15 protein-coding genes are annotated in these 14657 nt (G+C 73.7%); 2 read left to right on the top strand and 13 right to left on the bottom strand.

Translation table 11 applies throughout. The features are described from left to right. Window positions 1-13 precede the first annotated feature (13 nt). The 7 genes from ACN27D_RS23455 to truB form a co-directional block, all read right to left on the bottom strand. The gene (locus ACN27D_RS23455; protein WP_252453952.1) at window positions 14-484 is read right to left on the bottom strand and encodes a GNAT family N-acetyltransferase; all 471 of its coding nucleotides are present in this window, start codon (window positions 482-484) and stop codon (window positions 14-16) included. 66 nt (window positions 485-550) lie between these two features. Beyond that, the gene (dapB, locus tag ACN27D_RS23450) at window positions 551-1312 is read right to left on the bottom strand and encodes a 4-hydroxy-tetrahydrodipicolinate reductase (RefSeq protein ID WP_120571106.1); all 762 of its coding nucleotides are present in this window, start codon (window positions 1310-1312) and stop codon (window positions 551-553) included. An 81-nt stretch (window positions 1313-1393) separates the two neighbouring features. After that, entirely contained in the window at window positions 1394-2761 is a 1368-nt protein-coding gene (locus ACN27D_RS23445) for a M16 family metallopeptidase (protein ID WP_421499997.1), read from the bottom strand. A gap of 121 nt (window positions 2762-2882) precedes the next feature. Beyond that, on the bottom strand, window positions 2883-5249 hold the full coding sequence (locus tag ACN27D_RS23440; RefSeq protein WP_121683006.1) for a polyribonucleotide nucleotidyltransferase: 2367 nt from the start codon (window positions 5247-5249) through the stop codon (window positions 2883-2885). Window positions 5250-5468: 219 nt separating this feature from the next. Beyond that, the gene (gene rpsO, locus ACN27D_RS23435; protein WP_013284678.1) at window positions 5469-5738 is read right to left on the bottom strand and encodes a 30S ribosomal protein S15; all 270 of its coding nucleotides are present in this window, start codon (window positions 5736-5738) and stop codon (window positions 5469-5471) included. A 182-nt stretch (window positions 5739-5920) separates the two neighbouring features. Beyond that, the gene (locus ACN27D_RS23430; protein WP_421499996.1) at window positions 5921-6847 is read right to left on the bottom strand and encodes a bifunctional riboflavin kinase/FAD synthetase; all 927 of its coding nucleotides are present in this window, start codon (window positions 6845-6847) and stop codon (window positions 5921-5923) included. Window positions 6848-6876: 29 nt separating this feature from the next. Further along, window positions 6877-7761 carry a tRNA pseudouridine(55) synthase TruB gene (truB, locus tag ACN27D_RS23425; protein ID WP_358194303.1) on the bottom strand — a complete coding sequence of 295 codons (885 nt, stop codon included), beginning with the start codon at window positions 7759-7761 and terminating at the stop codon, window positions 6877-6879. Window positions 7762-7869: 108 nt separating this feature from the next. Between truB and ACN27D_RS23420 the strand changes: the two genes are divergently transcribed. After that, window positions 7870-8874, top strand: coding sequence for a hypothetical protein (locus ACN27D_RS23420; protein ID WP_357899797.1), 1005 nt, complete (start codon window positions 7870-7872; stop codon window positions 8872-8874). Continuing rightward, the gene (locus tag ACN27D_RS23415) at window positions 8868-9809 is read left to right on the top strand and encodes a hypothetical protein (RefSeq protein ID WP_393155516.1); all 942 of its coding nucleotides are present in this window, start codon (window positions 8868-8870) and stop codon (window positions 9807-9809) included. Before ACN27D_RS23420 ends, ACN27D_RS23415 begins: the two co-directional genes overlap by 7 nt. Before the next feature lie 6 nt (window positions 9810-9815). Here the strand turns inward: ACN27D_RS23415 and ACN27D_RS23410 are convergent, their stop codons facing one another. From ACN27D_RS23410 to rbfA, 6 genes are all read right to left on the bottom strand, one after another. Continuing rightward, complete coding sequence (locus ACN27D_RS23410; protein WP_357899791.1) at window positions 9816-11138, bottom strand: MATE family efflux transporter; 1323 nt, start codon at window positions 11136-11138, stop codon at window positions 9816-9818. A gap of 47 nt (window positions 11139-11185) precedes the next feature. After that, window positions 11186-11695: an adenylate kinase gene (locus ACN27D_RS23405; RefSeq protein ID WP_421499995.1), complete on the bottom strand. Its 510-nt coding sequence runs from the start codon at window positions 11693-11695 to the stop codon at window positions 11186-11188. A 549-nt stretch (window positions 11696-12244) separates the two neighbouring features. Beyond that, window positions 12245-12454: a DUF6186 family protein gene (locus ACN27D_RS23400; protein ID WP_030269837.1), complete on the bottom strand. Its 210-nt coding sequence runs from the start codon at window positions 12452-12454 to the stop codon at window positions 12245-12247. Then, window positions 12454-12861 carry a hypothetical protein gene (locus ACN27D_RS23395; RefSeq protein ID WP_357899785.1) on the bottom strand — a complete coding sequence of 136 codons (408 nt, stop codon included), beginning with the start codon at window positions 12859-12861 and terminating at the stop codon, window positions 12454-12456. Before ACN27D_RS23395 ends, ACN27D_RS23400 begins: the two co-directional genes overlap by 1 nt. A gap of 143 nt (window positions 12862-13004) precedes the next feature. Beyond that, complete coding sequence (locus ACN27D_RS23390) at window positions 13005-14021, bottom strand: DHH family phosphoesterase (RefSeq protein ID WP_421499994.1); 1017 nt, start codon at window positions 14019-14021, stop codon at window positions 13005-13007. After that, complete coding sequence (gene rbfA, locus ACN27D_RS23385; RefSeq protein WP_252453939.1) at window positions 14018-14509, bottom strand: 30S ribosome-binding factor RbfA; 492 nt, start codon at window positions 14507-14509, stop codon at window positions 14018-14020. Before rbfA ends, ACN27D_RS23390 begins: the two co-directional genes overlap by 4 nt. Window positions 14510-14657 lie beyond the last annotated feature (148 nt).

Genomic DNA, 14657 nt, shown 5'->3' with positions numbered 1-14657 from the left:
GGGGAGAGAGCGGTCAGGCTGGGGGGTGGAGTTCGGCTACCAGTTCGTCGTCCTCAAGGGCGCCTGTGGGGTGGAAACCCAGGGACGTGTAGAGGGCGGCGGCGGGCTTGTTGTCGGGGTGGTAGCTCAGGCGGATCGGCTCGCCCGCCTCGGCCAGCCAATCGGCGAGCGTCCGCACCGTCGCGCGGCCCAGGCCCCGGCCCTGCTCGGCGGCGTCGATCACCATGCCGCCGATCCAGCGCGACCCGTCGTCGTCCACGCCCCACATCACGTGCCCGACGACCGTCTCGTCGGCGTAGACCGCCAGCGAGTTCCAGACGTCCGAGCGTTCGGTGAGAAGCAGGTAGCGGGCGGCCAGCGCGGCCACGAAGGCACGCTGGTCGTCGTGCGGGGCGACGTCCGCCACCGCCCGCCAGTTGTCGTCGTCCACCGGGCGCAGCGTCACCCGGCGGCCGGCGCGGTCGGAATGTCCGGAATCGATCATGAAAGAAGCCTAGGACTGCTCCGCCGACCAGGCAAAACGGTTTCCGGCAGCAGGCCGGAGCACGGGTCAGTCGAGCAGGGCGTCCAGGCCGACGGTGAGACCGGGCCGGCGACCCACCTCCCGGACCGCGAGCAGCACGCCGGGCATGAACGACACCCGGTCGTACGAGTCGTGCCGGATGGTGAGCGTCTCACCGGTGGTGCCGAACAGCACCTCCTGGTGGGCGACCAGGCCGGTGGCGCGTACGGCGTGCACACGTACCCCGTCGATGTCGGCGCCGCGGGCGCCGGGCACCTCGTCGCGGGTGGCGTCCGGCGCGGGCCCCAGGCCGGCGTCGGCGCGGGCGGCCGCGATCAGCCGGGCGGTGTGGGTGGCGGTGCCGCTCGGCGCGTCCAGCTTGCGCGGGTGGTGCTGCTCGACGATCTCGACCGACTCGAAGTAGCGGGCGGCGCGCGCCGCGAACTGCATCATCAGCACCGCGCCGATGCCGAAGTTGGGGGCGATCACCACGCCCACGCCGGGCCGGTCGGCGAGCCAGCCCCGCACCTCGGCGAGCCGCTGCTCGGTGAAGCCGGTGGTGCCGACGACCGCGTGCACGCCGTGCTCGACGCACCAGCGCAGGTTGTCCATGACCGCGTCGGGGGTGGTGAAGTCGACGACCACCCCGGCGCCCGCCTGCGCCACCGCGTCCAGGTCGTCGCCCTGGTCGACGGCCGCGACCAGCTCCAGGTCGGCGGCGGAGTCGACCGCCTTGCAGACCTCCATGCCCATCCGGCCCCGGGCGCCCAGCACACCGACCCGGGCCGCCGCGTTCTGCTGCTCAGTCACGGGCCACAACCTATCCCAGCCCGCGCGGCGCGGTCCGGCGGACCGCACCGCCGCCCAGCATCCGGCGGACCGGGGCGCCGCTCAGCGGCCGACGGTAAAACTGCCCTCGTCGAACGGGCCGACCACGGCCAGCGACATCGGCCGGCCGAGCAGCTCGGCGGCGAGCGCGTTCACGTCCGCGAGCGTCACCGCGTCCACCCGGGCCAGCAGGTCGTCCACCGGCATCAGGTTGCCGTAGAGCAGCTCGCCCTTGGCGAGCCGGCTCATCCGCGAGCCGGTGTCCTCCAGCCCGAGCACGAACGAGCCCTTGCTCATCCCCTTGCCCCGGGCCAGCTCCGCCTCGGTGATCCCCTCGGCGGCGACCCGCGCCAGCTCCGCGCGGGTCAGGTCCAGCACCTCGTCCACCTTGCCCGGCGCGCAGCCGGCGTAGACGGCGAAGACGCCGCTGTCGGCGTACTGGCTGGCGTAGGAGTAGACCGAGTACGCCAGGCCGCGCTGCTCCCGGATCTCCTGGAACAGCCGGCTGGACATGCCGCCGCCGAGCACGTTGTTCAGCACGCCGAGGGCGAACCGCCGGTCGTCGGTGCGGTCGATCCCCGGGCAGCCGAGGATGACGTGCGCCTGCTCGGTCTCCTTCGGCTCGACCAGCGTGGTGGCCGGCTTGGTGCGTACCGTCGGGGTGGCCCGGCGGTGCGGCGCAGGCGACGCCGGGTCGGTGTCCAGCGGGGTGCCGCGCAGCGCCTGCCGGACCAGCTTGACCACGGCGGCGTGGTCGAGGTTGCCGGCGGCGGCGATCACGATCTGCGGCGCCGTGTAGCGGCGGCGGTAGAAGCCCTGGATCTGCCGCCGCGTCATCGGCGTGACCGTCTCCTCAGTGCCGGAGATGAGCCGGCCCAGCGGGTGGTCGCCGTAGACGGCGCGGGCGAACAGGTCGTGCACCTCGTCGCCGGGCTCGTCGTCGTGCATGGCGATCTCTTCGAGGATGACGCCGCGTTCGGTCTCCACGTCGGCGGCGGCCAGCACCGAGTCGGCGACCAGGTCGCACATGACGTCGATGGCGAGCGGCAGGTCCTCGTCCAGCACCCGCGCGTAGTAGCAGGTGTATTCCTTCGTGGTGAAGGCGTTGGTCTCGCCGCCCACGGCCTCGATCTGCGCCGAGATCTCCAGCGCGCTGCGCTTGTTGGTGCCCTTGAACAGCAGGTGCTCCAGGAAGTGCGCGGCGCCGGCCTGCGAACCGGTCTCGTCGCGCGAGCCGACCGCCACCCAGATGCCGAACGACACGCTGCGCATCGCCGGGATCGCCTCGGTGAGCACCCGCAGTCCGCTGGGCAGCACGGTGCGGCGGACGGTGCCGCCGAGCGGGTCGTCGCTGAGCGTCCGGGTGACCGCGCGGGCCGCCGAACCGGTCGACGCCACCCCCCGTCCCGTCGAGGCGACTGACGAACTCACGAGAACCTGCTCTCCGGATGACGAGGAACGGCGGGACGTACGACGGCTCCAGTTCGCGCAGGCGACCTGGAGCCGTGGGCCGGCCCGGGTGACGCGGACGTCACCCGGGCCGGTCGGTGGATCAGCTGTGCCGGGTCCGGCGGCGCGGACGGGACTCGCCGCCGCCCTCGCCACCCTCGGAGCGGCGCTCGCCACCCTCGGAGCGGCGCTCACGGTCGCCCCGGTCACGCGGGCCGCGGTCGCCGCCGCGGTCCCGGCCGCCCGACGGACGCTCGCCACCGGCGGCCTCACCGGCGGCCGGCGCCTCGGCGCCCTCCGGACGGATCTTGTCCAGGTAGATCTTGCCGCGGGCGTCGATGTCCGCGATCTCCACCTCGACCTTGTCGCCGACGTTGAGGAAGTCCTCGACCTTCTCGACCCGCTTGCCGTCGCCCACCTTGGAGATGTGCAGCAGGCCGTCGCGGCCCGGCAGCAGCGAGATGAAGGCGCCGAACGCGGCGGTCTTCACCACGGTGCCGAGGAACCGCTCCCCGACCTTGGGCAGCGTCGGGTTGGCGATCCCGTTGATCCGGTCCACAGCGGCCTGGGCCGCCGGCCCGTTGGTCGCGCCGACGTAGATCGTGCCGTCGTCCTCGATGGAGATCTCGGCGCCGGTCTCGTCCTGGATCGCGTTGATGGTCTGGCCCTTCGGGCCGATCACCATGCCGATCTTGTCGACCGGGATCTTCACAGTGGTGACCCGCGGCGCGTAGTCCGACATCTCGGCCGGCGCCTCGATGGCCCGCTGCATCACGTCGAGGATGGTCTGCCGGGCCTCGTGCGCCTGCTGGAGCGCGGCGGCCAGCACGTCCGACGGGATGCCGTCCAGCTTGGTGTCGAGCTGGAGCGCGGTGACGAAGTCACGGGTGCCGGCGACCTTGAAGTCCATGTCGCCGAACGCGTCCTCGGCGCCGAGGATGTCGGTCAGCGTCACGTACTGGGTCTTGCCGTCGACCTCGTCGGAGATGAGGCCCATGGCGATGCCGGCGACCGGCGCCTTCAGCGGCACACCGGCCGAGAGCAGGCCCAGCGTCGAGGCGCAGACCGAACCCATCGAGGTGGAGCCGTTGGAGCCGAGCGCCTCGGAGACCTGCCGGATGGCGTACGGGAACTCCTCGCGCGAGGGCAGCACCGGGATCAGCGCCCGCTCGGCGAGCGCGCCGTGGCCGATCTCGCGCCGCTTCGGCGAGCCGACCCGGCCCGTCTCACCGGTCGAGTACGGCGGGAAGTTGTAGTTGTGCATGTAGCGCTTGCGGTTCTCCGGGGACAGCGTGTCCACCATCTGCTCCATGCGCAGCATGTTCAGCGTGGTGACGCCCAGGATCTGGGTCTCGCCGCGCTCGAACAGCGCCGAGCCGTGCACCCGCGGCAGCACGCCGACCTCGGCGGTCAGCGGACGGATGTCACGCGGGCCGCGGCCGTCGATGCGGACCTGCTCGCGCAGCACCCGGTTGCGGACCTCGGACTTGGTCAGCGAACGGAACGCGGCGGAGAGCTCCTTCTCGCGGCCCTCGAACCGGCCGGTCAGCTCCTCGGCGACCTTGGCCTTGATCCGGTCCAGGGCCTCCTCGCGGTCGGCCTTGCCGGCGATCTTCAGCGCCTCGGCGACGTCGGCGCGGGCCACGTCGGCCACCGCGTCGTACACGTCGTCCTGGTAGTCCAGGAAGATCGGGAACTCGGCGACCGGCTTGGCGGCCACCTCGGCCAGCTCGCTCTGCGCCCGGCACAGCTCGCGGATGGCCGGCTTGGCGGCCTCCAGGCCGCTGGCCACGATCTCCTCGGTCGGCGCGGTGGCGCCGCCCGAGATCAGGGCCACCGCGTTCGGGGTGGCCTCGGCCTCGACCATCATGATCGCGACCTCGCCGTCCGCCAGGGTGCGGCCGGCCACGACCATGTCGAAGGTGGCCCGCTCCAGCTCCTCCAGGGTCGGGAAGGCGACCCACTGGCCGTCGACGTTCGCGACCCGGGTCGCGCCGATCGGGCCGGAGAACGGCAGGCCGGAGAGCTTGGTCGACATCGACGCGGCGTTGATCGCCACCACGTCGTACGGGTGCTGCGGGTCGAGCGCCAGGACGGTCTCGACGACCTGGACCTCGTTGCGCAGGCCCTTGACGAACGACGGGCGCAGCGGCCGGTCGATCAGCCGGCAGGTGAGGATGGCGTCCTCGCTGGGCCGGCCCTCGCGGCGGAAGAACGAGCCGGGGATCCGGCCCGCGGCGTACATCCGCTCCTCGACGTCCACCGTCAGCGGGAAGAAGTCGAACGACTCGCGCGGCTGCTTGCCGGCGGTGGTGGCGGAGAGGACGACCGTCTCGCCGAGCTGGGCGACGACGGAGCCGGCGGCCTGGCGGGCCAGGCGGCCGGTGGAGAAGGTGATCTCGCGGGTGCCGAAGGCCCCGTTGTCGATCACCGCGGTGCGGGATTCGGTGCCGAGGTTGGTCTCGGTCATGTGCTGTGGTGCTCCTTCGCGTCGTCGGCCGACGACACGGGAACTGCTCAGGCGGCCGGTCTTCGATCGAAGCGCCCGGGGTGGCCGGCATCGTGCCGGGATTCCCGGGGGCCACTACCGGAGACCGGTGCTGACCGGCTCCCTCTCGGGTGTCGCGCGGCCGGGTTCTTCGGTGGTACTGCAACGGGGGAGCGGCCAGGCGGCCACTCCCCCGTCAGGTCATCGGCGCAGGCCGAGCCGCTCGATGAGCGACCGGTAGCGGTTGATGTCCTTCTTCTGGACGTAGTTGAGCAGCCGGCGGCGCCGGCCGACCAGCAGCAGCAGCCCACGGCGGCTGTGGTGGTCGTGCTTGTGCACCTTCAGGTGCTCGGTGAGCTCAGCGATCCGCTTGGTCAGGACCGCGACCTGCACCTCGGGCGAGCCGGTGTCGCCCTCGGCGGTCGCGTACTCCTGGCGGATCTTGGCCTTGGCTTCCTGGTCGAGCGCCATGTTCTCCCTGTTTCGTGGGTCATTCGATGAGGTCCGGAGCGGTCGTGGTGACCGGTGCAACGGACCGGTTCCTCGCACCCGCGGCGTCGTGCAGGCACGCGAGGCCCCCGTCGGTCAGCCGACGTCTACGTCAGCCTACCAGCACCCGGGCCGGACGGCCGGTCAAGGTCGCCCCGCGCGGGTCAGGGCACCGCCCGGCGGGTGCGCTCCACGTCCTCGGCGATCTGGGCCACCAGCGGTTCGATCGCGTCGTATGTCCGCTGCTCACGCAGGTGCGCCACGAAGTCCAGGGCCAGCCGCTCGCCGTACAGGTCGCCGGTGAAGTCCAGCGCGTACGCCTCCACCCGCCGCTCCCGGCCGGAGAACGTCGGGTTGGTGCCGATCGACACCGCCGCCGCCAGCGGTTCGCCGTCTCGGCGCACCAGGCGGGCCGCGTAGACGCCGTCGGCCGGCACCGCCGCGTACCTGTGGGTCAGCAGGTTGGCGGTGGGGTAACCCAGCTCACGTCCGCGCTGGTCCCCGCGGACCACCACGCCCTCGACGCGGTGCGGGCGGCCCAGCGCCGCGGCCGCCGCGCCCACGTCGCCCGCGTCGACGCAGGACCGGATGTACGTGGAGGAGAAGACGGTCCCCGCCTCGGCGACCAGCGGCGCGCCCTCGACGGCGAACCCGAAGGTACGGCCCAGCCGCTCCAGCAGCGGCACGTCACCCGCGGCCCGGTGCCCGAAGCGGAAGTTGTCGCCGACCACCACCAGCGCGGCGTGCAGGTGCGCGACCAGCACGTCGTGCACGAACGCCTCGGGTGGCAGCCGGGAGAACTCGACAGTGAACGGCACCACACAGAGCACGTCCACGCCGAGCGCCTCGATCAGCTCGGCCTTGCGCGCCGGCTCGGTGAGCACCGCCGGGTGCGAGCCGGGGCGCACCACCTCGGCCGGGTGCGGGTCGAACGTCACCACCACCGACTTGACGCCCAGCTCCCGGGCGCGCGCCACGGCGTGGCCGATGGTGGCCTGGTGCCCCCGGTGCACGCCGTCGAAGACGCCGATGGTGACCACCGAGCGTCCCCAGCCGCCGGGCGCCGCCTCGTACCCCCGCCACCGCTGCATGCCGTTCCTCCCCTGTCCGCCCGCGCCGTTCAGGCCGGGGCGAGCACGATCTCCGCGCGGGCCCGACCGTCCCGCTCGCTGACGATAGCGATCAGCCCGCCCGCCGGGTCGAAGACGGCGTACGGCCCGGTGATGCCGGCCGGCGCCAGCGGCCCGCCGTGGGACAGCACCCGGGTCTCGTCGGCGGTGGCGTCCCGGCGCGGGAAGAACCGCGCGGCGGCGGCGTCCAGCGGCAGGTTCACCACGTCCGGCGCGCGCTCCTCGAGCTGGTCGAGCGTGGCCGCCTCGGCCAGCGTGAACCCACCCACAGCGGTCCGGCGCAGCGCGGTGAGGTGACCGCCGACGCCGAGGGCGGCGCCCGCGTCGCGGGCCAGGGCCCGGATGTACGTCCCGGACGAGCAGGTCACGTCCACGTCCACGTCCACCACGTCCGGGACGTCCCGGCGGATCGCCAGGACGTCCAGCCGTGACACGGTGACCCGCCGGGCGGGCAGTTCGACCGCCTCGCCGTCGCGGACCCGCTTGTACGCCCGCTGTCCGTCGATCTTGATGGCGCTGACCGCGCTCGGCACCTGGTCGATCTCGCCGGTGAGGGCGGCCAGCGCGGCGCGTACCCCGTCGTCGGTGACCGCGCCGGCCGGGGTGGTCGCGACCACCTCGCCCTCGGCGTCGTCGGTGACCGTGGACTGTCCCAGCCTGATCGTCGCGGCGTAGCTCTTGCCGGCGCCGATCACGTACGTGAGCAGCCGCGTCGCCCGGCCCACGCCGATCACCAGGACGCCGGTGGCCATCGGGTCGAGCGTGCCGCCGTGGCCGACGCGCCGGGTACGCGCCAGCCGCCGGATGCGGGCCACGACGTCGTGCGACGTCATGCCGCCGGGCTTGTCGACCACGATCAGACCGTCTGTGCTCACGACCGCCAAGCCTGCCAGACGGCGCTGATCGGCCCTGCGGGGGATACCGCCCAGCTTCGGCGGGGTGTCAAGATCGTGCGCCCCCGACCCGTCTGCCCGGGAAGTCCGATGACCGATCACCGCCCCGCCCCCGACCCCTACCCCACCGGCCACTCGCCGGAGGACGAGCTGGGACGGGTACCCGAGTGGCTGCGCCGGCCCGCGCCCGAGGTCGAGCCGGGCCGCGGCGACCGCCTGCGGATCGCGCTCGGCGGGCACTCCGGCAAGCTGCTCGGCGGCGTGGTCGTGCTGGCGCTGCTCGCGTTCTTCGGGCTCGTCGGCGGCCTGGGCTACCAGGGCTTCCAGCGCTGGCGCGAGATCTCGACGGCATACCCGACGACGAGCCCGCCGAGCGGTGAGCAGGCGGTCAGCTCCGCGTCGCCCCCGCCGGCCGCCGGCCCGTTCGACGGCACCCCCGCGGCCGGCTTCCCGGAGGGTGCGGCCGGGATCGCGCTGCCCCGGGTCAAGCGGACCGGGCCGTTCACCGAGAAGCAGGTGGCCGACGGTCTGGCCAAGGTACGCAAGGCCCTGGTCACCGCCCGGCTGGACCGCACGTTCTTCACCGAGAAGAGCCCGGATCGGCTGGTGCGCCAGTTCGCCCCGGACACCCGCGCCCACATCCGGAAGGACTTCACGGCCGGCGGCGCCGCCAACTACGCCACCCGGCTCGGGCCCGGCACCCGGTTGACGAACGACCCGCCCCGGGTGCAGGGGCGGATCTCGTACCGCGCGACCCGGGACGCGTACGACATCCGCGTCCTGGAGATCACCACCAACTTCGTCTGGGTCTACGCCGTCCGGAGCACCCGCGCCCCGTCGGTCCCGGACGTCATCCTGGTGCACGACACGGTGATCTGGGAGGTGCCCCTCCCGGCGGACGTCGTCACCGGCTCCCGCGGGCTGTGGATGCGGGACGCGAACTCCTACGTCACGAACGTGGAGTGCGCCGGTCTGAGCAAGGGCCTCCTGGAGCTGGAGATCACGCCGACCTACGGGGATGCCGGCAGCGCCGGGGAGCACCCGGACGCCGTGTACGACCTGGACCGCTCGCTGAAGGTCGCGGACCCGTGCTGAGCCCGAGGGGATCCGAGCGGGACGGCTACCCCGACTGGCTGGACCGGTTGGAGCGGGAGATCCGGCCGAGTCTCGCCGTACGCCTGCGGATCTGGTGCCGGCGGCGCGCCCGCCGGCTGACGGCCGCGCTCGGCGTGGTGCTGCTGCTGGCCGCCGCGGCCGGTGCCACCGGTTACGGCTACCGACAGCTCCGGCGTCCGGCAGCCGCGCCGTCCCCGGCGGTCACCGGCGCTCCGGCGACCGCGGGACCGACTGCCTCACCGGACGTCTTCGCCGGCACGCCGGCGGCGGACTGGCCGGCGGGGGCGGCCGGGATCGTGCTGCCGCCGGCCCGGCCGACCGGCGGCTTCACCGGAGCCGAGGTGTCCGCCGGGCTGGCGCGGGTCCGCGCCGCCATGCTGACCGCCCGCCTGGACCGCGCGTTCATGACCGGCGGCAGCCCGGCCCCGCTGCTGCGTCACGTCGCGCCGGCTGCCCGGGAGTCGGTGCGGAAGGACTGGTCCACCGAGACGATCGCCACGTACGCGACCCGGCTGGCCCCGGACGCCCGGCTCACCCCGGACCAGCCGCGGACGAAGGGCCGGTTCACCTACCGCGCCGTCCGGCAGGCCGACGGCGTACGGATGCTGGAGGTGACCAGCAACTTCGTCTGGGTCTACGGGTTCCGCGACCTCGCCTCCCGATCCGGTCACTCGGTGGTGGTGCTGCACGACGAGATCGTCTGGCGGCTGCCGCACGCCGGCGACGTGGCACGGGCGGACCGGGGGCTCTGGTTGCACCGGATGTCGAGCTACGGGTCGGGCGTGGACTGCGACGCCGTGAAGCTCGGGCTGATCCGCCCCGGCGGCCTGGACCCGGCCGGCATCGGCTCCCCCGAGGACCCCGACGCGCTGTACGACCCGGAGCACCCGATCGAGCTGCCGGTCTCCTGCTGACCGGCGTCAGCGGACCGCGCCGACCACCGCCCACGCGCCCGAGCGCATCCGCAGCAGCAGGCCGACCAGCCGCAGCACCACGAACAGCGTCAGCCCGGCCCAGATCCCGCCCAGCCCGAGGTCGAACCCGTAGGCCAGCCAGATCGCCGGCAGGAACCCGCCGAACGCACACACGATCGTGAGGTTGCGCAGGTAGCGCACGTCGCCCGCGCCGATCAGCACCCCGTCGAGCGCGAACACCACGCCGCCGATCGGCTGGAGCGCGACGAACCAGGGCCAGGCCGTCATGGCCTGCTCGCGTACCTGCGGATCGGAGCTGAACCACGACGGCACCACGCCGGCGCCGGCGGCGATCAGCACCGCGAAGGCCACCCCGCACAGGCCGCCGAGCAGCGCGACGCGGCGGGCCAGGAACCGCGCGCCCGCCGCGTCGCCGGCGCCGAGCGCGGCGCCGACCAGTGACTGCGCGGCGATGGCCAGCGCGTCGAGCACCAGCACCGTGAAGAACCACAGCTGTACGGCGATCTGGTGCGCGCCGACCGCGGCGGCGCCGAAGCGGGCCGCGACGGCTGTGGCGGACAGGAAGCTGGCCTGGAACGCGACGCCCCGCACGAGCAGGTCCCGGCTGAGCACGAGCTGCTGCCCGATCACCCGGGGCCGGGGCCGCAGCGAGACCCGCTCGCGCACGAGCGCCGCCGCGAACAGCACCCCGGAGAGCGTCTGCGCGATCGCGTTCGCCACCGCGGAGCCGACCAGGCCGAGCCCGGCCGGATAGACCAGCAGCGGGCAGAGCACCGCGGAGAGCAGGTTCGGACCGAGCACGAACAGCAGCGGGCGCCGGGTGTCCTGGATGCCGCGCAGCCAGCCGTTGCCGGCGGCGGCGAGCAGCAGGCCGGGCGCGCCAAGCGCCGCGATCCGCAGCCATCCGGCGGCGGCGTCGGCCACCTCGCCGGGGCCGCCGACGAGGGTACGCGCCAGCGCCCCGCCGCCGATACCGATGGCGACCGCCACCAGCACTCCGGTGGCGAGCGCGAGCCACGACGCCTGGACGCCCTCGGCCACCGCCGCGGCCCGGTCCCCCGCCCCGAACCGGCGGGCCGAGCGGCCCGTGGTGCCGTACGCGACGACGGTGCCGACCCAGGCGGTGAGCGTCATGACGGTGCCGCCGACGGCCAGCGCGGCCAGCGGCACCCGCCCGAGGTGACCGACCACCGCGGTGTCGACCAGGACGTAGAGCGGCTCGGCGGCCAGCACCACGAGGGCGGGCAGCGCGAGCGCGGCGATCCGCCGCGGCGAGGCGGTGACGGCGGGGGCGGCAGTGGTGCTCATCGCCGCCGATCCTGGCACGCCCCCAGTAAGGTCCGCAAGGCGGAATACTACTTACCCACGTCGGCCAGGAACCGGGCCGTGTCACGGCGCCCCCGCAGGCGGCGCACCGGCAGCCCGGGGGCGTGCTCGGACAGCGCGGCCAGCACCCGGGGCCGGGAGTCGCGGGGGTAACGCCAGACGTAGGGCAGGAAGTCGAGATCGAGCCGCTCCGGGCAGCCCTCGGGCCGGTCGGGGCGGGCCGCGGCGCGATGTGCCCACCGGCGGCGGACGATCCGGACCAGGCAGCGCAGCCGGTAGGTGTCGCAGAGCACCAGCAGGTCGGCGCGGGGCAGCCGCAGGTCGAGCGTGCTCGCGTAGTTGCCGTCCATCACCCAGGCCGGGCGGGCGGCGAGCGCGGCCACCTCGGCGCGGAAGTCGGCCGGGGCGGAGGCGGTCCAGCCGGGGCGCCAGTAGTGCCGGTCGAGGTGGATCAGGGGAAGGTCGAGTCGCCGGGCCAATTCACCGGCGAGCGTGCTCTTGCCGGCGCCGGAGCTGCCGACCACGAGGATGCGTCTCACCGGGCGACGGTAACGGCGCGCGGGGCGGCGATGCGCCCCGAGCGGCGGTGACGTCGGCGTCGGGCCGGGGTGTGGACCGCGGGCCCGGCCGGCGTCACCGCCGGACGGCGTACGTCACTGACGGGTGTCCATCGAGGTCTGCAGCGCGCGGCGCATCTGCTCGCGCGCCTCGTCGGTGGTGGTCTCGGTCTGCGGCTTGCGCTTGCTGGGCATCTGAGGTCCTTCCAGGGTGCGGACCGCCGGGACGTGGCGGTCCTACGGGCGCCCGGCGCTCCGGCTCGGCGCGACGACGGGTCGCGCCGCGACCGGGAGTCGTCGGCGGCTGAGCGCCCGGCAGCGGTCCGGGATCACCGGAGCGGCTCGCCTGGCAGCGGGAGCCCGGGTCGGTCTGACCCTGGAGGGAGGCGAGGCCGGGTGCGGCACCACCGCCCGTGACCAGCGCCGCGAAGCGCCGGTCCCGCACCCAAATTAACGTTCACTTTCCAGATACTGCCCACTGTTCCCGAAATGCGGACAGATCAATGTCGTCGCCCGGCCCGGCGAGAGCGGTCAACGGGCCAGGAAGTGCCAACCCAGCCACCACCAGAAACCGAACAGCCCGATCCGGCCCACCGGCACCGGGCCCACCTCGTACCGCATCACGAACGCGCAGACGTCGGCCAGCGACGGGATCCGCGACCCCTCCCGGCGCGCGGCCCACTCGACGACGGCGAACAGCACGATCGAAACCAGGAAACCGCCGATCGCCAGTGCCCGCATCATCGGCGCACCAGTCCCCAGAACGCGGACAGCCACGCGAACCAGGCCGCCGAGCGGATCAGGTTGTCCTCCAGCAGCGGATCGGCCAGCCGGGAGAAGGTGGGGAAGTCGTCACCCGCCGCCATCACGAACGTCGCCCCCTCGAAGACCCCGAAGACGGTCACCGGGACCAGCCACCAGAGCGCGACCGACGACAGCCGGCGCGGCGCCGGACGCCGGGGCACCCGGTTGCTCAGGCCGACCCAGATCAACCCCCCGCCGGTGGTGAGGATGTAGAGGTTCGCGGCGGTCGAGAAGGACGGCATCTGGCCGCCGACCAGAGAGAGGCAGATCAGCACCGGCACGGAGACGACCGGCCGGTCCCAGGCCCGGGGCGCCTCGACGGTGAGCTCACGGGGATGATCCATCACCCGATTGTCCCCAGCGTCACGGACGGCGGAAAGGCTGGCACGCCTCGTAATCCCCGGAAAAGCCGCCGATCAGCTCACACTTCAGATCGCCGCCGCACCTCGGCGCGGCAGAAATATCAGGGCAATCCCAGCCCTAAGGGCTAGAGCGTGCCGGTGGCCAGCTCGGCGCGGATCCGCCCGACCACCTCGTCAAGCGCTCCCCGGCCGGTGAAGCCGGCGGCGAACCGGTGCCCCCCGCCGCCGAGCGTCACCGCCACCCGGCTCACGTCGACAGCGCCCTTGCTGCGCAGCGACACCGCCCACTCGGCCTCGCCGGCCTGCTTGACCACACAGCTCACGTCCGCCTCGGCGGTGCAGCGCACCGAGTCGATCAGCGCCTCCAGCACGTACGCGGGCTGGTCGTGGCGGACCAGGTCGTCGCGGGTCGCGTACGTCCAGACGAGGCCGTGCCCGGCGGCGGCCGCCGGTTCCAGCGTGGCCCGGCCCAGCACCTCGCCGAACAGGCGGACGGCGCCGAACGGGCGGGTGTCGAAGATCCGCCGGGAGATGTCACCGGGCCGGATGCCGGTGGCGACCAGACGCGCCGCCATCTCGTGCACGGCCGGTGTGGTCGCCTCGAAGCGGAACGAGCCGGTGTCGGTGGTCAGCGCGACGTACAGCCCGGTCGCGATATCCGCGTCCAGCGTCACGCCGAGCCGGTCCAGCAGTTCCAGCGCGACCACGGAGGTGGCGGCGGCGTGCGGGTCGACCAGGCTGATCCGGCCGAACCCGCTGTTCGAGGCGTGGTGGTCGAGCACGAGCGACGTGCCCGCCGTGTCCAGCCGGTCCGCCAGGTCGCCCAGCCGGGACTCGCTCGCCGCGTCGAAGCAGATCACCAGGTCCGGCGCCGGGTACGCGTCGTCCTGCGGCACCAGCAGGTCCACCCCGGGCATCCACCGGAACGGCTCGGGCACCTCCGGCGGGCCGGGGAAGGTGGCCTGGAGATCGCGTACGCCGAGCCGGCGCAGGCCCAGCGCGAAGCCGAGCATGCTGCCCAGCGCGTCCCCGTCCGGGTTCACGTGGCAGATCAGCAGCACCCGCGCGTCGGCGGGGAGATCGCGTACCGCCGCGACGGCGGCCGCCCACGCGGTCTCGGTGGGCCCGGCCGCCTCGGTCACCGGCGCTCGCCGGCGCGCGGCTCGTCGTCGTCCTCGTCCTCCGCGGAGGCTTCCTCGGCGTCCTCGTCGTCCTCCTCGACCCGGTACGGCTGGGCGTCGCCCGCGTACGAGGACTTGGCGGCCAGCCGCTGCACCTCGGCGTCGGCGGTACGCGCGGCGGCGAGCAGGTCGTCGATGTGCTTGACCTGGTCCTGCACGTCGTCGAGGACGAAGGTCAGCGTCGGCGAGTGCCGCAGCCCGAGCGCCTTGCCGACGGTGCTGCGCAGCATGCCCTTGGCGCTCTCCAGCGCGGCTGCGGTGCTCGCCTGGGCCGCCGCGTCACCGAGCACCGTGTAGAAGACGGTGGCGTCGCGCAGGTCGGCCGTGATCCGGGCGTCGGTGATCGTGATCATGCCGAGCCGGGGGTCCTTGATCTGGCTGCGCACCAACGACGCGACGAGTTCCCGGATGCGCTCCGCGTGCCTGCGCACCTTGGCCGGATCCGACATGTCCCCCACCTCCGGGATCACCTGTACCAATGACGGCACCGGACCACCAGGCGATCCGGGCCGTCGGCCGGAGACGGCGGGCGCGTGGGCGCCGCCGGGTCCGACCGCCCAACGCTGAAGAACACTACCCGCGCCCGGCCGGGCGTCG

Source organism: Micromonospora sp. WMMD1274, from assembly GCF_049179035.1.
Taxonomy (GTDB): Bacteria; Actinomycetota; Actinomycetes; order Mycobacteriales; family Micromonosporaceae; genus Micromonospora; species Micromonospora tulbaghiae.
Note: the sequence above shows the minus strand (reverse complement) of the source record. Positions and strands in the feature narration are given on the sequence as shown.